This is a genomic window from Phenylobacterium sp., from assembly GCF_016124325.1.
In the GTDB taxonomy this organism is placed as follows: domain Bacteria; phylum Pseudomonadota; class Alphaproteobacteria; order Caulobacterales; family Caulobacteraceae; genus Phenylobacterium.
Map to the genome: position 1 here is coordinate 228,499 of NZ_WGNY01000006.1, position 17,076 is coordinate 245,574.

Annotated in this window: 16 protein-coding genes; 6 read left to right on the forward strand and 10 right to left on the reverse strand. The window is 68.7% G+C overall.

From position 1 onward, the window contains the following. Positions 1 to 63: 63 nt before the first annotated feature. From GC203_RS03040 to GC203_RS03050, 3 genes are all read right to left on the reverse strand, one after another. Positions 64 to 1,059 carry a glutathione S-transferase family protein gene (locus GC203_RS03040; protein WP_293451197.1) on the reverse strand — a complete coding sequence of 332 codons (996 nt, stop codon included), beginning with the start codon at positions 1,057 to 1,059 and terminating at the stop codon, positions 64 to 66. Continuing rightward, positions 1,056 to 1,721 (reverse strand): glutathione S-transferase N-terminal domain-containing protein, encoded by a 666-nt coding sequence (locus GC203_RS03045; protein WP_293451199.1) that lies wholly within the window; start codon positions 1,719 to 1,721, stop codon positions 1,056 to 1,058. The genes GC203_RS03040 and GC203_RS03045 overlap by 4 nt, the downstream gene beginning before the upstream one ends. Positions 1,722 to 1,885: 164 nt before the next feature. Beyond that, the gene (locus GC203_RS03050) at positions 1,886 to 4,204 is read right to left on the reverse strand and encodes a TonB-dependent receptor (RefSeq protein WP_293451201.1); all 2,319 of its coding nucleotides are present in this window, start codon (positions 4,202 to 4,204) and stop codon (positions 1,886 to 1,888) included. Positions 4,205 to 4,518: 314 nt separating this feature from the next. Here GC203_RS03050 and GC203_RS03055 point away from each other — a divergent pair, with 314 nt between their 5' ends. Continuing rightward, positions 4,519 to 5,334 (forward strand): enoyl-CoA hydratase-related protein, encoded by an 816-nt coding sequence (locus tag GC203_RS03055; protein ID WP_293451203.1) that lies wholly within the window; start codon positions 4,519 to 4,521, stop codon positions 5,332 to 5,334. A gap of 28 nt (positions 5,335 to 5,362) precedes the next feature. Here GC203_RS03055 and GC203_RS03060 read toward each other — a convergent pair whose 3' ends face one another. Continuing rightward, positions 5,363 to 6,025 (reverse strand): TetR/AcrR family transcriptional regulator, encoded by a 663-nt coding sequence (locus GC203_RS03060; protein WP_293451204.1) that lies wholly within the window; start codon positions 6,023 to 6,025, stop codon positions 5,363 to 5,365. A 230-nt stretch (positions 6,026 to 6,255) separates the two neighbouring features. After that, positions 6,256 to 7,416: a glutathione S-transferase family protein gene (locus GC203_RS03065; protein ID WP_293451206.1), complete on the reverse strand. Its 1,161-nt coding sequence runs from the start codon at positions 7,414 to 7,416 to the stop codon at positions 6,256 to 6,258. A gap of 322 nt (positions 7,417 to 7,738) precedes the next feature. Between GC203_RS03065 and GC203_RS03070 the strand changes: the two genes are divergently transcribed. Then, a complete protein-coding gene (locus GC203_RS03070; RefSeq protein ID WP_293451208.1) occupies positions 7,739 to 8,209 on the forward strand; it encodes a DUF3237 domain-containing protein in 471 nt (156 codons plus the stop codon). Positions 8,210 to 8,219: 10 nt separating this feature from the next. After that, positions 8,220 to 8,717, forward strand: a complete 498-nt coding sequence (locus GC203_RS03075; protein WP_293451210.1) for a DUF3237 domain-containing protein — start codon at positions 8,220 to 8,222, stop codon at positions 8,715 to 8,717. Here the strand turns inward: GC203_RS03075 and GC203_RS03080 are convergent. The 3 genes from GC203_RS03080 to GC203_RS03090 are packed head-to-tail and all read right to left on the reverse strand — an operon-like array spanning position 8,710 to position 11,350. After that, complete coding sequence (locus tag GC203_RS03080) at positions 8,710 to 9,195, reverse strand: MarR family transcriptional regulator (RefSeq protein WP_293451212.1); 486 nt, start codon at positions 9,193 to 9,195, stop codon at positions 8,710 to 8,712. The genes GC203_RS03075 and GC203_RS03080 overlap by 8 nt on opposite strands. Then, on the reverse strand, positions 9,195 to 10,187 hold the full coding sequence (locus tag GC203_RS03085) for an ABC transporter substrate-binding protein (RefSeq protein ID WP_293451214.1): 993 nt from the start codon (positions 10,185 to 10,187) through the stop codon (positions 9,195 to 9,197). The genes GC203_RS03080 and GC203_RS03085 overlap by 1 nt, the downstream gene beginning before the upstream one ends. Beyond that, complete coding sequence (locus GC203_RS03090; RefSeq protein WP_293451216.1) at positions 10,184 to 11,350, reverse strand: Gfo/Idh/MocA family oxidoreductase; 1,167 nt, start codon at positions 11,348 to 11,350, stop codon at positions 10,184 to 10,186. The genes GC203_RS03085 and GC203_RS03090 overlap by 4 nt, the downstream gene beginning before the upstream one ends. Before the next feature lie 89 nt (positions 11,351 to 11,439). On the opposite strand from GC203_RS03090, the gene GC203_RS03095 reads away from it, so the two are divergent. Together GC203_RS03095 and GC203_RS03100 are read left to right on the forward strand one after the other, a co-directional pair. After that, positions 11,440 to 12,717, forward strand: a complete 1,278-nt coding sequence (locus tag GC203_RS03095) for a Rieske 2Fe-2S domain-containing protein (RefSeq protein WP_293451218.1) — start codon at positions 11,440 to 11,442, stop codon at positions 12,715 to 12,717. 80 nt (positions 12,718 to 12,797) lie between these two features. Next, complete coding sequence (locus tag GC203_RS03100) at positions 12,798 to 13,265, forward strand: MarR family winged helix-turn-helix transcriptional regulator (protein ID WP_293451220.1); 468 nt, start codon at positions 12,798 to 12,800, stop codon at positions 13,263 to 13,265. 18 nt (positions 13,266 to 13,283) lie between these two features. On the opposite strand, the gene GC203_RS03105 is transcribed toward GC203_RS03100, so the two are convergent. Next, on the reverse strand, positions 13,284 to 14,417 hold the full coding sequence (locus tag GC203_RS03105) for a hypothetical protein (protein ID WP_293451222.1): 1,134 nt from the start codon (positions 14,415 to 14,417) through the stop codon (positions 13,284 to 13,286). Between the two features lie 120 nt (positions 14,418 to 14,537). Between GC203_RS03105 and GC203_RS03110 the strand changes: the two genes are divergently transcribed. Further along, on the forward strand, positions 14,538 to 16,169 hold the full coding sequence (locus tag GC203_RS03110; protein ID WP_293451224.1) for a long-chain-fatty-acid--CoA ligase: 1,632 nt from the start codon (positions 14,538 to 14,540) through the stop codon (positions 16,167 to 16,169). Positions 16,170 to 16,547: 378 nt separating this feature from the next. Here the strand turns inward: GC203_RS03110 and GC203_RS03115 are convergent. Continuing rightward, a partial coding sequence (locus GC203_RS03115; RefSeq protein ID WP_293451226.1) for an MBL fold metallo-hydrolase occupies positions 16,548 to 17,076 on the reverse strand: 529 nt, incomplete at its 5' end.

Below are 17,076 nucleotides of genomic sequence, written 5' to 3' on the forward strand. Positions count from 1 at the left end.
ACTCCCGTCGCCACAACCCATGCGGGCCTGCTCCCAAGCCGGCGCCGCTCCGGGCCGCGCATGTCAGGCGTTCTCGAGCCACGACCCGCAACCGGCGCCCTCCAGGATCGCGGCGAGGCGCGGATCGCTCACCGCCGCCCTGCGGGCCCTCAGCGCGGCCAGCGACTTGGCGTGGTACTTCTGCGGCGGCTGCACATAGGCCTCGCCGGCCAGCTCGACCGAGAACTCAGCGGCGCCTTCGGCCAGGGCTCGCGCACTAGCGTCGCTCCAAGGCAGGAAGTAGCGTCCGACATAGGCCAGGATCGGCGCGAGGGTCGGCTCCAGGGCCTCCCAGCTCTCGAACGGCCCGTCATCGCGCGGCTCGATCATCCGGTGGCACCAGTCCAGGACATTCGGGGCGCGGCCCCGGATGATGCCGCCCGCGGTCGGATCGATGGAGGCCTCGTAGAGCTGCGCCGCGAGGCCGAAGTCCCCGAACGCCGGCCGGCCGCCGAACAGATATTTCCGGTCCGCGAGGTGGACCTCCAGCAGGTCGAGCAGCTCCAGGAGATAGGCGCGGATCAGCGGGGCGGTCGCCTCGCTCGAACCCACGAAATGGCCGCGGCCCGTCATCCGGGCGCGAATCATCTCCGCGCGTTCGGCCACCTGCTCGTCATCGCCCTTCGGCAGGCTGAGACGCGCCAGGGTCTGGGCCGACGCATCCACGTCGACCGGCGCGTACCAGCGGTGGTGGAACATCAGCTTGTTGCCCCACTCGTCCCCGAACTCCTCGATCAGGGCCGACAAGAACGCCAGGGCGGGATCGGCGGGATGGATCGAGGGTTCCGGAAACTGGGCCTCTAGCCGCTCGATGATCGGGGTGGAGTCCTGGAGGCCCTCCCCTTCCGGCGTCGCCACGGTCGGCACGATGGGCAGTTTGGCGAAGCGGCGGTACTCGTCTTCGTTCTCGGGCCCCCGCGCGATCCACTGGTGCGGGATGGCCTTGTAGCGGCAGTAGGAGCGCACCTTCACCGAGTAGGGCGACATCTGCGACCCGAAGATGCGATAGGGCCCGGTCATCGTGTCACCTCCTGACGGATCATCTCGCGCTGGCGTTCGGCGAAGGCCTCCTTGCCGATCGCCGCGCCCGCCCGCACCGCGTCGCGCGACCCAACCTGCTTGAACCAACGGTGGAAGTTGGGGAACTCGGCGGGATCGATCGCCAGGCCCTTGTAGCCGCGCGTCCAGGGCCAGATCGCCATGTCGGCGATGGAATAGTCGCCGGCCACGTACTCCGTATCCGCCAGCGCCTTGTCGAGCACGCCGTAGAGCCGCCTCGTCTCGTTGACGTAGCGGTCGAGGGCATAGTCGATCCGTTCCTCGTGGTAGCGGAAATGGGCCGCCTGGCCCGCCATCGGGCCCAGGCCGGCGCACTGCCAGAACAGCCACTGCTCCACGCGTGTTCGCGCGCGGCGCTCGGCCGGATAGAACCGCCCCGCCTTGTCGCCCAGGTACTGCAGGATCGCGCCTGACTCGAAGATCGAGATCGGCGCGCCGTCCGGTCCCTCGGGATCGTGGATCGCGGGCATCCGCCCGTTCGGGGAAAGCGCCCGGAACTCCGGCGCGTGCTGGGCGCCCGCGCCGATGTCGACGGGCACGAGCCGATAGGGCAGTCCCGTCTCCTCCAGCATGATGGTGATCTTCCACCCGTTGGGCGTTGGCCAGAAATGCAGGTCGATCATCTGATCCTCATGCGGCGGCAAGACGTCTCCCGCCGGGGCCTCGGCGGCGCGGCTGGAGAAGCGGACGCCCGCAATGGCTGGACCGCCGGCCCTGCGACGTGGCCTGCGATCGCGGAGACAGGGTGGGAGGCCGCCGGACGGCGGCCTCCCGATCCATCGAAGGCCTAGAACCTGAGGTTCAGTTCCGCGCCGACGGTGCGCGGCGGCGCGTACCAGCCGACGAAGCCGTTCGCCCCGGCCGTGCCGCCCGACGAGACGAAGGCGCCCAGCGGCTGGGAGGTCTTCTGCACGAAGTAGGATTTGTCGGTCAGGTTCTTGGCGTAGAGCGACAGCCGCCAGGATCCGCTGCCCGAGGTCACGCCGACGCGCGCGCCCAGGATCGTCACGGCTTCCTGGAAACCCCGGGGATCGAGCGTGGGTTCGAGCGCCTTCGCGCCGGTGTGGCTGATGTCGCCGTTGGCGAACCAGTTCATCCCAGTGTCGCCCAGGGGCGCGTCCCATTGCGCCGCCAGGCTCCAGCTCCACTTCGGGCTCTGGGACGGCGTGAGGCCGTTGTAGTTGCAGGTGCCCGGCTTGGTCCCGTTGGAGGGCTTGCCGCCGTAGCACTGGCCGTCGGGATAGTCGGTGAACTCGGCGTCCATGTAGGACATCGTGCCCCGAATGGTCAGCGGCTGGATCGGGCGGAACTGGGCGTCGCCTTCCACGCCCCGCACCCGCCGATCGCCGGCGTTCGCGACGATGAATCCGGTGCCGGTGAGCGGGTTCAGGATGGAGTCCTGGAACGACGTCAGCTTCATCGTATAGACGTCGAGGTTCAGGACCAGTTTGCGATCCAGAAGCTCCGACTTGATGCCCGCTTCGTAGGTCTTCGAGTTCTCCGCGTTGAACTCCACCGGCACGCCGACGGCGGACGAACGGGCATTGTAGCCCCCCGTCTTGTAGCCCGTCGCCGCCAGGGCGTAGATCATCACGTCCGGCGTGAGGTCATATTGCGCGGCGGCCGACCAGGTCACCTTGTCCTCGTGGCGGCGCAGCGTGCCCAGGTGGTTGACCGGCTGAACCGCACGGAACGCCGACGAGGCGGTCGGATTGACGTCGGCGTCCAGGTAGGCGCGCTTCTTGTCGTAGGAATAGCGCAGGCCGCCCGTGAACCTCAGGGTGTCGGTCACGTGGAAGGTCGCCTGACCGAAGGCGGCCCAGCTGCGGGTGTCCTGGGTGTAGTAGAACGTACTGACGTCGGTCGGCAGGAAGGCCCGATTGGGCGGCAGGATGCGATTGGCGTCAGCGCCCATCTGCAGCCTCGAAGTGTAGGTCAGCCCTTCCGAGAACAGGTAGACCCCGACAAGGTAGCTCAGCCTCTGCTCGGCGGGCGAGGCGATGCGCAGCTCTTCCGAATACCCCTCGGTCCTCAAGGTCTGCTGACCCGACGCCGTGTCCTGCGGAAGACCATCGGCGGCCAGTTGCTTGATGTTGTCCTTGTAGCCGTTGAAGGCCGTGATCGAGGTGAGCGTGTGGCCAGCCGGGAGCTCCACGTCGAAGCTGGCCGAGGTCCCGTAGATCTTGGTGACGTTCAGGCCGGGATAGTTGTCGTCCACGACATGGTCGGTGTCGTCGTAGTTGCGGAACGGATGGCCGGTTGCGGCCGAGGCCGCCAGGAAGCCCGGCGTGGCGATGCCGGTTGGCGAGGTCGGGGCAAGGGTTTCCGGCGTGCAGCAGTCGGCGTGCAGGCGCGAATAGTAGGCGATGAAGTTGCCCTTCACGCCGGCGGCGGGCGTCCACTTGAGCCGGCCCCGGAAGCCGTATTGGCTTTGCCCGTTGACGTCGCCTCCGGTGAAGAGGTTGTCCTCGTAGCCATTACGGTCGGTCGCGTAGAACGAAAGCCGGCCCGCAAGCGTGTCGGTCAGGCCGCCGCCGATGTAGCCGGCGAGTTGATGGTCCTGGTAGTCGCCGATCTTCACATTGAACATCGCCTCGGGCGTCTGGCTCGGCTCGCGCGTGTTGATGTTGATCGCGCCCACCGGCGTGTTGCGGCCGTACAGCGTGCCCTGCGGCCCGCGCAGCACTTCCACCGCAGCGATGTCCTGCAGGTTCGCCTGAATGGGGCCCGCGGCCAGGATGTAGACGCCGTCGATGAAGATGCCGACGCTGGATTCGATGCCGGGATTGGTGCCCGACGTGCCGATCCCGCGGATGTAGACGGTCGAGTTGCGGTTGTTGTTCGACTGGGTGATCGCCACCGAAGGGATGAACTTCGAAAGATCGGTGGCGTTGCTGATCCCCACCTTCTCGAGATAGTCGCCGCTGACCGCGGAGACGGACATGGGAACATCCTGGATGTTCTCCGCCCGCTTGTTGGCGGTGACGACGAGGGTCTCCACCTCGACGGTCGCGGTCTCAGCGTCCGCGGCTTGCGCCACGCCGCCGAACGTCAATGCGATGGCCGTGCTGGCAAGCAGAATCGGGCCCAGGTTCCGACAGGACATCTCACTCCCCCTTGTGTGCTTTTATCGCTCAATAGATGAACGTGAATTCCGGTTCAGTCTCCGCGCAAGCTGGGCTGGTGTCAATGCGCGAGAACGCGGCCGGCGACGGGCCGCCCGCGCTGTGCTCTGGCGGTCACGCCCGGCCCCAGCCTCCCTGCGCCCAAGCCACCGCCCGCGCCGCTGAGGCAGCGTCCGCTGGCGGCTCCGGGTCCGTGGCCCGCCCCGGCTGGCCGCAAATCGCCAAACGGCCATTGACGACGATCGCCACAGGCAATAATGCGAATAATAATTCCGGTTAAGAAAGCGAGATCGCCATGACCGATCACCTTCTCGAGTCGATCGCCGACGGCGTCGCCACCCTGACGATGAACCGGCCGGAGGCGCGCAACGCGCTCACCGCTCAGATGATCGCCGCCCTGTCCGAGGCGCTGCCGCGGCTGGCCGCCAATCCCGCCGTGCGCGCCGTGGTGCTGACCGGCGCCGGCGGCGCCTTCTGCGCCGGAGGCGACGTGAAGGGCTTCGCGGCCGACACGGGGCGCGGCGCCGACGGCAAAGCCTCGGCCGGACCGAGCATGGAGCAGCGCGTGGCGAGCCTGCGCGCCGGGATGGAAGCGGTTCGCTGGCTGCACGAGATGCCGAAGCCGACGCTGGCGGTGATCCCCGGCGCCGCCGCCGGCGCGGGCCTCTCGCTGGCGCTCGCCTGCGATCTGCGCGTCAGCGCCAGCACGGCCAAGCTCACCACCGCCTTCTCCAAGGTTGGTGTCGCTGGCGACTACGGCGGCTCGTACTTCCTCAGCCATCTGGTCGGCGCGGCCAAGGCGCGGGAGCTCTACTTCACCGCCGACGTCATCACGGGCGAGGAAGCCGCGGCGCTCGGCATCGTCAACAAGGCCGTTCCCGCCGACGAACTGGCCGCCGTCGCGGCGAAGTACGCCGCCTATCTCGCTGGCCTTCCGACCATCGCGATCGGCTACATGAAGCGCAATCTGAACGCAGCCGAGCACGCGACCCTGCCCGAGGTTCTGGATCTGGAAGCGGCCCACATGGTGCGCACGATGATGACCGAGGACCACAAGGCCGCCTCGCTCGCCTTCGTGGAGAAGCGCGCCCCGGTCTTCGCTGGCCGCTGACGGCGTCCGAGGCTGCGGGCGTGCGGGCTCAGCCCTGCTGCGGCGGCAGATCCAGATAGCTGGTCAGCAGCTTGGTGAGCTGTTCGATGAGGCCAGGATCGGTGATCGGACCGCGGTAGCCGACGTGCAGGAGGCGATGGAGCAGGATCGCCTCGACCGATTGCAGGGCGAAGGTGCAAGTGGCCTCGAGGTCGTCCGCGTGCGCCGCGCCGCGGGCCCGAAGGAACGCCGCAAGCCGGCGCCCGCCCTCGACGTCGGCCGCCGCCAGGGCCGGGAAGTAGGTCTCGCCCTTCCCTTCCAGGCTGCGCTGGAACAGCGCCCTGAAGAAGCCCGGGTTGCGTTCGATCTGGCGCGCCGTGTTCAGCATCAGGGTGCTGAGGACCTTCGTCACCGGCGCCGTGCGCCACTCGGGCTTGTCGAAGAAGACTCCGATGTTCTCCACCCCCCGCAGCGCGAACTGGGTGTGCAGGGCGTGGAACAGCGCTTCCTTGTCCCGAAACCGGCGATAGAAGCTCCCGATCGAGCATTGCGCCTGCTCGGCGATGTCGCTGACCCGGGCGGCGTCGTAGCCGACCCGGGCGAAGACCTGCTCCCCCGCCGCCATCAGACGGGCCTGGGCGGCCCGGCTGCGCGCCTGGTTGGCGGGAATGACGCCGTCGATCTTGTTCAGGTCCAGGGGTTCAACAGCCAAGAAACGTTCCACGGACGGCGTTGGTCGCGCAGCGACGCTTCGGTGCGCCTCGGCCTTCGTCGCTGGAATGCCATACGGCCACTCCCACCGCAAATGGTCGGCGCAGCCGCGGGACCTAGAGCCTTCCCGGATCAGGTGGGATCACCTGATCCGGACAAGAAGGCTCGATCTTCAAGAGTGTAGAGCCCGTCCGGGCGGGTGAACCGGTATCCACTTCACCCTGACGGGCTCTAGGCGACCGCCAGGCGGCCGCGCATCCGGGTGAGGCGCCGCCGCAGCCGGATGTTCAGCAGCGCCCCCGCGCCGATCTCGCGCATCAGGTCCTCCGCCACGACACGCGCCGCGCCCGATAGCCCCTCCACCCAGTCGAGCGGACGCTGCAACAGCCACAGCGTGTGCCCGAGCGCCTGCTGGGGCGTGGCCACGCCATGGTAGTTCACGACGATCTCGCCGAGCGCCGGCTGGTCGGCCCCCTCCGCCGACACCCAGCTGCCGGGCGGAGCGTCGGGGTTGGCGTCGAACCACGCGTTCATGCGCTCGGCGCTCAACACCAGATCGTCGCTGAAACCCGCGAAGAGATGGCGCAGCCAGGCGACCAGGGTCGGAGGCGCCGCGTCGTCGGCCAACAGCTCGCGTGGACGGTTGGAGAATTCGGGCGTCGCGCGTTCGCCCCCGTTGATCCGCTCGGTCCAGCGGAACACCAGCGGCGCGGTGCGCTGCATCAGCTGGAGCGGATAGGGGTCTCGTCCGAGGTGGCCGTACAGCGGTCCCATCAGGGCGTAGTCGCCCCGGCTCGGAGCCCCGCCGAGCAGATAGGGATGCGCCGAGAAATGGGTGTTCAGCAGGCTCAAGCTCTCGCCGTAGGCCCGCTCGATCACCGGAATCGTGCGTTCGGTGATCCCCAGCATCGGTAGATATGAGGCCATCTTGGAGGCGATGCGCTGTCCCAGGCGCTCGATCTCCTCGGCCGGCGCCGGAAAGCCCAGCGAGCGGCCGAATTCGCCCACCACGAATCCCTCGTTCACGGGCAGGAAGTTCCATCGGAAGTGCATGGCCGGCTTGGCGAGGCCGCGGTCGCCAACGACCTCCATGAGGCGGGTCAGCAGAATCTGCCGCGGACCCATGGCGGCGGCGCTGGGGTCGGGATAGCGGCGCTCCAGTTCGTCGAGGATCACCGCCGAGTCCTGCAGGATCAGGCCGTCGGGAAACTCCACGGCCGGAATGCGGTGCGACTCCACGGCCGGACGCACCCGGGCCCGGTAGTCGGGATGCGACGGGAACCGCTCCTCGAAAGGCACGCCCCGCGCCCGCAGAAAGGCGCGGACCTTCGCGGTGTAGAGCGAGGCCGGGGCCCCATACAGATAGACGTCCGCCCTGCCCGCGCCGCTCACCCCGCCACCCTCCGCAAGCCCGCCAACGTGGGTCCGCCCCCGAAAAATCGAGAGGCCGCCACCGGGCGACCGGAGCGGCCCCTCAGTGGGAGGAACCCTGGCCCTTCTTCATCGCCTGGCCGGCGCACGCCGATCGATACTTGCCAGTGCGACGATCAAGAAGGTGAATCGTGATTCCGGTTCACACTATAGCGGCGGGCCGCCTTGTCAATCGCCTGCCGCGCCTCCTAGAGCCGCCTCGCCCGCCCGGGCTCGACCTGGCGGCCGCTCGCAGCGTCGCGGAAACCCGTAGCCCGAATTCATTCGTATGCTAAGTAATGGCATGCCCCAGCTCGAAACCCGCCATCTCTGCCGCTATCGCGCCGCCCTGGCTTCGCCGCAACAGGACATCGGCGTCGGCCATTTCGGGCGGCGCATGATCGCCCAGGTCACCGGCGGCGAGTTCGAGGGCGAGCGGCTCCGCGGCCAGGTGCTGCCGGGTGGCGGCGACTGGGCGACGATCGACGCCGGAGGGACGCTGCGCCTCGACGCGCGCGTCGCCCTGGAGACCCACGACGGGGCGCGAATCTACATCTCCTATCATGGCGTGCTGCGCCCCTACGCCGTCGCCCGCGCACACGGCGCCAAGGGCGGACCGGCCGACGAGGCCGAGGCGAGCCAGCTCTATTTCCGCACCGCGCCGGTCTTCGAGACCGGCGACGCGCGCTACGCGTGGCTCAACGACATCGTGGCGGTCGCCACGGGCAAGGCGCTCGGCCACTCGGTCGAGTACGAGGTTTTCGAGGTCCTTTAGGGGGAAGCGCGTGTCCGAGTTCGATTTCGGCGACCGCCGGCTGAAGAGCGAGCCGCTGTGCTGCGCGGCGTTCGAGGTGGGCGACATCCTGGGCCTGGGCCCCTCCCCCTGGAACAACCGCCGCGTCGGCTACATCACCGGCGGCCGCTTCGAGGGGCCAAGGCTGAAGGGCGACATCCTGCCGGGCGGCGGCAACTGGCCGGAATCCGCGGTGGCCCCGGACGGCGCGGCCATCGGCACCTTCGACGCCCGCAGCGTCTGGCGCACCGACGACGGGGCGATCATCTACGTCACCTACACCGGCCGCAGCCGGATCCCGCCCGACGTGGGCGAGGCGTTCCGCGACCCGGCCCAGCCGCATGTGGACCCGTCGCGCTACAAGCTGCACATCGCCCCGCTCTTCGAGACCTCCGATCCACGCTACGCGTGGCTGAACTCGACGCTGGCCGTGGGCTGCGGCGAACGCGTGACCGGCGGGGTCAGGCACTTCATCTACGCCATCACCTGAGCGGCTCGTCCGCCAGCCTGGCCGTCTCGGCGGCGAGGTTCTCGGACATCTTCTTCAGCACCCTGAGGCAGGTCTCGAGGTCGCGCTGCGAGACGCCTTCGGCCGCAACCGCGTTGATCCGGTGCGCATAGGGCATCAGCTCGCCCTTCAGCGCCTCGCCGCGCGGCGTGAGGAAGACGTTCATCTTGCGCCGGTCCTCGGCGTTGCGGACCCGCTCGATCAGGCCCAGGCGGTCCATGGCCCGCAGCATGGTCACCGCCGTTGGCTCGGTGACGTTGTTGAGCTGCGCCAGCCGCTTCTGCGTGGCGCCGTTCTCCTGCCAGAGCGCGCGGAGGAAGTACCAGAACCCGCTCGCCAGCCCCTCGCGGGACAGATAGGCGTTGAGCGCCCGGTCGAAGGCGCGGTGGCAGCGGCGCACCTGGAAGCCCAGGCTGCGGTCGGCGGGCAGGTCGGCCATGGTGTCGTGAATCTCGGCCATCAGATCTTGAACGCCTCGAAGGTCTCCGGCGCGAACAGCGTCTCCGGCTCAAGCCGGCGCGGCGAGAGGCCCTGTTCATGGTGGTAGCGCAGGAAGGTGTCGAGCACCGGCCTGTTGCGCGCGAAGCCGTAGGGCCACCAGTCGTCGCCCAGTTCCGCCCGCGCCTCCTCCACCGCCGCCACCTGCCACGGCAGCATGGTGGTCATGGCCGACGTCACCGCGAGATTGTCGTAGGTGAGCTGCTGAGCCTCGCAGAACGCCTTGAACAACGACTGGGCGATCCAGCGGTTGGCCTCGTAGACCGTCCGGCGGATCGCCACCACGTGCATGATCGGGAAGATGCCCGTGCGCCGGAAGTAGTCCTTCTCGACGTCGACGAAGTTGGGAAACAGCCGCTTCACGTCGTCGGGCCGCGAGTAGAAGGTCGAGGGCGTCCGCGCGGTGTGCAGGGCGTCGATCTCCCCGTCGGCCAGCATCTGCGCCAGCGTCTGGTCGGGGCCGATCGGGGTCACGCTGAATTCGGGCGGCAGGTTCAGCTTCAGCTTCTCGTCGCGGCCGGGCTCCTCCTCGCCGCCGGTGAAATACTTCACCGAGGTGGGCGCGACGCCGTATTCGTCCGACAGGATGCCGCGGATCCAGACCGGCGCCGTCATCTGGTATTCCGGCACGCCGAACCGCTTGCCGATCAGGTCCTTGGGCTCACGGATGCCGCTCTTCGCCGAGACGAAGATGCAGGAGTGACGGAAGAAGCGCGACGGGAACACCGGGATCGCGACGAACGCCGGATCGTCGCGGGTCAGCGACACGCAGTAGGATGACATCGACATCTCGGCGACGTCGAACTCGCGGTTGCGCAGCATACGGAAGAACGTCTCCTCCACGTGCAGGGGCAGGAAGTTGAGGTCGATTCCCTCCGGCTGGACGCGGCCGTCGGCCAGGGCGCGGGTGCGGTCATAGTCCCAACACGCCAGCGTCAGGCGCAACTTGCTCATGGGCGGGTCTCCAGTTCGGCGATGTCGATCTCGCGGCCTTCGGCGGCCGAGCGCAGGATGGCGAGGCAGACGGCGAGGTTCTCGGTCCCCCAGGGCCCGTCGTGCAGCGGCGGCTTGCCTCCGACCACCGCGTCCCAGACCTCGTCGATAACGGTGGTCCGCGTGGCTTCGGGGGGCGGCAGGTCGACGGTCCAGCGGGCCATCGGCCCATAGGCTTCGACGCCGCCTGCCGTCAGGCGCAGGTCGCCGCGTTCGCACGCGACCAGGACGAAGCCGAAGTGTTCGTGGCCGGCCGGCGCCGACGGGGCCGGAGCGCCGGCGCCATAGGCCCGCGCGGCCTTCAGAGCCTGTTCGTCGGCGCCGTCGAGACGCCGCCGCGCCATGGCGTAGGCGTCGGGATCGCGGGCCCCGCCGGTCTCGCCGATCCAGCCCATCAGGGCGTCGGTGTCGTAGCGGCCGTATCCCGAGTAGGTGAGCGTCGCGCTCGCCCCGCCCTCGAAGGCGAGGAACGCCTGGTAGGCGCCTTCGGTCGGGCGTGCGGCGTCCCAGGCGCCCGTGGCGGCCCGCAGGCTGCGGACCGGGCGGCCGACCAGCCGGCGCACGACGTCGACCTGGTGGACAGCCTGGCTGAACACCACGCCGCCGCCGCGCGCACTGTCCAGCTCCTCCGGGCGGCGCGGTCGATAGAGGAAGTCGGTGAAGGTGACGGCGGTCACCATCCGCGCCGCGCCGAACGCGGCCGAGCCGACCAGCTCGGCGGCCGCCGCGACCGGCGGATCGAAGCCATGGCTGGGCCCGACCACGAGCGCGACGCCCGCGGCCCGCGCCGCCTCGGTCATGGCGCGGCAGGCGGCGAGGTCCAGCGCCATCGGCTTCTCCACCAGAATGTGGCGGCCATGGCTGGCGGCCAGGGCGGCCAGCTCGGCATGGGTCTGGTGCGGCGTAGCGATATAGACGACGTCGACCTGCGGGTCGGCGCAGAGCTCTTCGGCGCTCGCATAGGCCGGCGCGCCGAATTCGGCGGCGAAGGCGGCCCGCGCCTCGGGTCGCAGGTCGGCGGCCGCGGTCAGCCGGACCCGCGAATCGGCGGCCAGCGTCGGCCGCGTCAGATCGAAGCCGCGGCTCAGTCCGATGACGCCGAAGCGGAGCACCCGGTCGGCCATGTCGCGCGCCCTCCCCGCGCCCCTTCTGGACAGCCGCCCCGCCGGCCCATAAAATACTTAGCTATCTAAGTCTGATCGGACAACCACGCATGAGACCCGCCGACAACGAACTCCTCTGCCGCGTCGAGGGCGAGGCCGCGATGGGCCAGCTGATGCGCCAGCACTGGCTGCCCGTCTGCATGAGCGAGGAAGTGGCCGAGCCGGACGGGACGCCGCTGCGCGCGCGGCTGCTGGGTGTCGATCTGGTGGTCTTCCGAGACACCAAGGGCCGGGTGGGCGTGATGGACGAACGCTGTCCGCACCGCGGGGCCTCCCTCGCCTTCGGCCGCAACGAGGACTGCGGCCTTCGCTGTCTCTACCACGGGTGGAAATTCGGGGTGGATGGCGAGATCCAGGAGATGGCGTCCGAACCGCCCGAAAGCCGGATGATGAACCTGCGCCATAAGGCCTATCCCACGCACGAGGCGGCGGGATTCATCTGGGCGTGGCTGGGCGCGGCCGACGCCGTGCGGCCGTTCGAGGCCCCCGCCTGGGCGCCGGCGCCCACGACGAAAATCTCGATCGTGAAGATCCATGCGGCCTGCAACTGGGCCCAGGTGCTGGAAGGCGCCATCGACAGCGCCCACTCCTCCAGCCTGCACTCCACCAACATGCCGACCGCCGAGGTCGAGGGCTCGACGGCCACCGACACCGCCTGGCTGCGCCCGTCGAACGACAAGGCCCCGCGCCTGGAGGTGCAGGCCACCGACTACGGCTTCCACTACGCCGCCATCCGCCGGCCGATCCGCAACCCGGAAAGCCACGCCTACATCCGCACCACCGTCTTCGTGGCCCCGTTCACGGTGCTGATCCCGCCGAACGACCAGTACAACCTCGCCCAGATGCTGGTGCCCATCGATGACGAGAACTGCATGTTTTACTGGATGGCCTGGCACCCCACGAAGGGCATCGGCCAGGACGCGTGGCGCCGCTTCTGCGCGGCCGAGGTGGGCGCGGACCTCGACGCCGACTACCGCAAGCTCCGCAACCTCGCGAACAACTTCCAGCAGGACCGCGAGAAGATGAAGGCCGGCGACTTCACCGGCATCCTCGGCATCCCAGCCCAGGACATGGCCATGTGGGAGAGCATGGGGCCGATCGCCGACCGCAGCGCCGACCACCTGGGGTCCAGCGACGCGGCCATCATCCAGTTCCGCCGGCAGATGGTCGCCGCGGCCAAGGCGGTCCAGGCCGGCGAGCCCGCGATCGGAACGACGGGCGACGTCCGCCAGGTGGACCTCGCCTCTTTCGAAGGCGTCGTGCCGAAGGACGCCGACTGGCGCGCGTTCACGACGCGCAATGCGCAGCCCGCCGCGGCGGCCGAATAGCGCCGCGCCCCGTCAAACGCTTTGACATTCCGAGGTTCGCGCCGCACTCACGCGCGTTGGGTTGCGGAGGCGTCGGGCTGGTGACGGCGGAAGAGGATATACGGCACCTGGTGCTGTCGCTCCTGCAGGGCTTCTACTGGTTCGACGAGGGCCTCCAGAACTACCTGCAGGCGCGGGGCTGGCCCTCGATCACCCGGCCGCAGTCGATGGTGATGGCCAATATCGCGCTGGGCGTTCGCCGCCCCTCGGAGATCGCGCGGCGCCTCGGCGTCAGCCGTCAGGCCATCCACGCCACCCTGAACCAGATGGCCGAACTGGGCATGGTGGCGCTGGCTGACGATCCCTCCAACGGCCGGGTCAAGACGGTCGTGGTCACGGAACTGGGCGAGCGCATGCGCCGCGACGCCCAGCGGGCCATGCTGCTGATGGGCGACGAACTGGGCCGCCGGGTTGGCAGGGCCGCCGTGCTCAAGACGGCCCATCTCCTCCACGAGGACTGGGGCGAGCCGATGACGTTCGATCCGACCGAGGTGGGCCGGCACGACTGACGCGCCGGCGGCCGGGCCCTACCGCTTCGTCGCCACCCAGTCGCAGACCAGATCGGCCATGGTGTCGCGTTCCTCGCGGCTGTCCTCGAAGTAGTGCGCGCCCTTGATCAGCGCCAGCGTCTTGTCGGACGACCCGAGGCTGGTGTGGATCTTGCGCGCGTCGCTGGGGAACACCCCGGTGTCGGCCAGGCCCTGAACCACCAGCGCCGGCTGGGTGATCTTGGCCAGCTGCGGGCCGCCCTGGCAGCGCGAGGTCTCCAGGCTCCACATGGAAAGCCAGGTCTTCAGGTTGTTGGCGCGGCCGATCGAGGGGCTCTTGTTCGCCGTCGCCGGGTGGCCGCGGTAGCACCAGGGGGTCTTGCGCTCGGACGGGTCGATGGCGCCGTCCATCATCCGCAGGTCGCCCCAGCAGCGGAACAGCGGCATCAGCCGGTCGGGCACACCGGCGGCGTTGAGGCGCGCCAGCTCGGCCTTGGCGTAGTCGGTGATCCGCTGGTTCCGGGCGCGCTGAGCGGCCCGGTAGCGGGTGATGAACTCCTCCGAGTACGGCGGGCCGTTGTCGGGGTTGAAAGGGTTGAGGCTCTCATCCGTCGCGACGGGATCGAACTCGTCGACCACCGAGGCGTCCATCCAGTCGGTCAGCACCTCGGGCCGACCCTGGTGGGCGTTCAGCGAGACATAGAGGTCGGCCTTGGGCAGGGTGTTCAGCGCCTCGATCCCCGGCCCGGTCAGCAGGTCGCCCAGGGTCGGCTCGATCGCCTCGGCCTGGTAGGCGCCCATCAGCGAGCCGCCGCCGGAGTTGCCGAGGATGACGATCGTTTCGACGCCCGCCTGTTCGCGCAGCCAGCGCATGCCGACGCCGATGTCGATCACCGCATGTTCGAGCAGGAACTGGTCCTCGGCGCCGCGAAAGCGCGTGTTCCAGCCCAGGAAGCCGTAGCCGCGCGAGGCGATGTAGGGCGCGATATAGTGCTCGGAGAAGTCGACGTTGTAGTGGGTGGCGATGAAGGCGGTCTTCGGCCGCTGGCCCTTGGGCGTGGTGTAGATGCCCTGGCACGGATGGCCGCCCGCCTGGATGCGCGGCGAGGTGGGCGAAATGAACCCGAGAAACTGCCGGTCCAGGCCCTGCAGCAGGTCGCCGTCGTCGATCACCAACTCGATTCCCTCCCTTGAAATCCGGTCGGAGCGCCGTCGTCGCGCCCTCGACAGATACTTCGTAATCTAATCATTATGGCCGATCCAGACCGAACTTGAACCGGAGGACTGAAGCCCATGCGGGCCTTGATGCAGGACTGGTCGCTGACCCTCGACAAGATCTTCGATCACGCCGCGCGCTGGCACGGCGAACGCGAGGTGGTGACCCGCTCGGTCGAGGGGCCGATCACCCGCAGCACCTACGCCGACCTGCACCGCCGCGCCAAGCAGGTGTCCCACGCCCTGCTCGAGGCCGGCGTGAAGCCGGGCGACCGGGTGGCGACCATGGGCTGGAACAGCGACCGGCATCTGGAGGCCTGGTACGGGACCATCGGCATCGGCGCGATCCTGCACACCCTGAACCCGCGGCTGTTTCCCGAGCAGATCGTCTACATCGCCAACCACGCCGGCGACGAGGTGCTGCTGGCCGACCCGGCCTGCGCCCCGCTGCTGGCCGAGATCCTGCCGCAGTGCCCCGGCATCCGCCAGGTGGTGTTCCTGAGCGAAGAGGCGCCCGAGACGCCCTTCCCCGCCCAGGCCTACGAAGCCTGGATCGCCGGGCGGCCGACCGACACGCCCTGGGGCGGCTTCGACGAGAACGACGCCGCCGGCCTCTGCTACACCTCGGGCACCACCGGCAATCCCAAGGGCGTGCTCTACGGCCACCGCTCGAACTACCTGCACGCCATGATGACGCTGCAGCCCGACGCGCTGAACCTGTCGGCGCGCGACACGGTGATGCTGATCGTGCCGATGTACCACGCCAACGCCTGGGGGGTGATGTACTCGGCCCCGATGGTCGGCGCGAAGCTGGTGCTGCCGGGCCAGAAGCTGGACGGCGCGTCCCTGCACGAACTGATCGAGACCGAGGGCGTCACCTATTCGGCCGGCGTGCCCACCATCTGGCAGATGCTGTTGACCCACCTGAAGGAGACCGGCGGCAAGCTGACGACGCTCCAGCGCGTCACCGTCGGCGGTTCGGCCTGTCCCGAATCGATCTTCCGCACGCTGCATGACGACTACGGCGTGGACGTCATCCACGGCTGGGGCATGACGGAGACCTCGCCGCTAGCCACGGTGTCGGTCCCTTCGCCGGAGATCGCCGACCTCGGCTTCGAGGCCCAACTCCCCTACAAGCTCAAGCAGGGTCGGCTGCTCTGCAACCTCGACCTCAAGCTGGTGAACGACGCGGGCGAGCGCCTGCCGCACGACGGCAAGACCTTCGGCCGGCTGCTGATCAAGGGCCCGACCATCGCCAGCGGCTACTTCCGGGCCGAAGGCGGCGAAGTGCTCGACGACGAGGGCTTCTTCGACACGGGCGACGTCTCCACCATCGACCCCGAAGGCTACATGCAGATCACCGACCGGGCGAAGGACGTGATCAAGTCGGGCGGCGAGTGGATCAGCTCCATCGACATCGAGAACATCGCCGTCGGCGCCGATGGCGTCGCGTGTGCGGCGGTGATCGGCATTGCGCATCCCAAGTGGGACGAGCGCCCGCTGCTGATCATCGAACCGAAGCCGGGCGCTGCCCCCACGCGCGAGCAATTGCTGACGTATCTCGAAGGCAAGATCGCCAAATGGTGGATGCCCGACGACGTCGCCTTCGTCGAAAAAATCCCCCTCGGCGCTACCGGCAAGATCAACAAGCTGGCCCTGCGCGAGACGTTCAAGGACTACAAGCTGCCAAGCGCGCAGGCGGCGGAGTAACTTGGTAAACCCCCGTTCACTGCGATTTGTACGCGCGTGTATCCAATTCCTACACGCTGCGTCCCTACATTAGCGACATGAACACGCATTCGCTTCTGTGGCGGACGTTTGGCGGCGTTGTGGGCGTTGGCGCGCTGGTGACGCTGGCGACCGCGATCGGCTGGCTCGCCGGCCGCTTCGATCTGCTGAGCGCTTAAATCCGCGGCTCGGACCGCCGGCGCCCTCGCCGGCATGGGCGCTTGTGCCGGCAAGCAGGGAGTGCGGGCTTCCAGCCCGCATGCGCGCCAGGAGGCGCGCGCTCCAACTTGCAAACGCTGGCGCGAACTATGCCGGCAGGGGCGCCGGCGGTCCCAGCGCGTCCAGTTTGCGCGCGAAGCCTTAAGCGCCCACCAGCCAGTATTCGCTATCGACGCACGCCGGCCCCTCGCAGCCGGCTTGGCCTAGCTCGACCAGCCTGATCATGTGCGCGAGCACGGAATGGCAGGCGGCTGGATGCAGGCGCTTGTCCACGTCGGCGTACATTTCCGCGACCATGTCCTTGATCCGCCGCTTGCCGCTGGCGAGCTGCGCGACCACTTGCGCCTCGCGCGCCAAGCGGTGCGCGTAGAACGCATCGAGGAAGGGCCTCACTTCGCGGATGGGGGGGCCATGCGTTGGCCACAGCGTGGTGAAGTCGCGCTCGATCACTTTGCGCAGGCTGTCGAAATAGGTGCTCATGTGGCCGTCGGGCGGGCCGATGACGGTGGTCGACCAGCCCATGATGTGATCGCCCGAGAAAAGCGCGTTTTCCTCGCGCAGCGCAAACGCCAGATGGTTGGTGGTGTGGCCGGGCGTGGCGAGCGTTTCGAGCGTCCAGCCCGGGCCTTCGAACACATCGCCGTCTTGGGCCTCTATGTCCGGCGTGAAG

Bases quoted from the DNA above. Each gene is read 5' to 3' on its own strand.
- GC203_RS03095 (WP_293451218.1), top strand. From the start codon at position 11,440: ATGAGACCCGCCGACAACGAACTCCTCTGCCGCGTCGAGGGCGAGGCC.
- GC203_RS03080 (WP_293451212.1), bottom strand. From the start codon at position 9,195: ATGGCCGAGATTCACGACACCATGGCCGACCTGCCCGCCGACCGCAGC.
- GC203_RS03085 (WP_293451214.1), bottom strand. From the start codon at position 10,187: ATGAGCAAGTTGCGCCTGACGCTGGCGTGTTGGGACTATGACCGCACC.
- GC203_RS03045 (WP_293451199.1), bottom strand. From the start codon at position 1,721: ATGATCGACCTGCATTTCTGGCCAACGCCCAACGGGTGGAAGATCACC.
- GC203_RS03070 (WP_293451208.1), top strand. From the start codon at position 7,739: ATGCCCCAGCTCGAAACCCGCCATCTCTGCCGCTATCGCGCCGCCCTG.
- GC203_RS03040 (WP_293451197.1), bottom strand. From the start codon at position 1,059: ATGACCGGGCCCTATCGCATCTTCGGGTCGCAGATGTCGCCCTACTCG.
- GC203_RS03090 (WP_293451216.1), bottom strand. From the start codon at position 11,350: ATGGCCGACCGGGTGCTCCGCTTCGGCGTCATCGGACTGAGCCGCGGC.
- GC203_RS03110 (WP_293451224.1), top strand. From the start codon at position 14,538: ATGCGGGCCTTGATGCAGGACTGGTCGCTGACCCTCGACAAGATCTTC.
- GC203_RS03050 (WP_293451201.1), bottom strand. From the start codon at position 4,204: ATGTCCTGTCGGAACCTGGGCCCGATTCTGCTTGCCAGCACGGCCATC.
- GC203_RS03055 (WP_293451203.1), top strand. From the start codon at position 4,519: ATGACCGATCACCTTCTCGAGTCGATCGCCGACGGCGTCGCCACCCTG.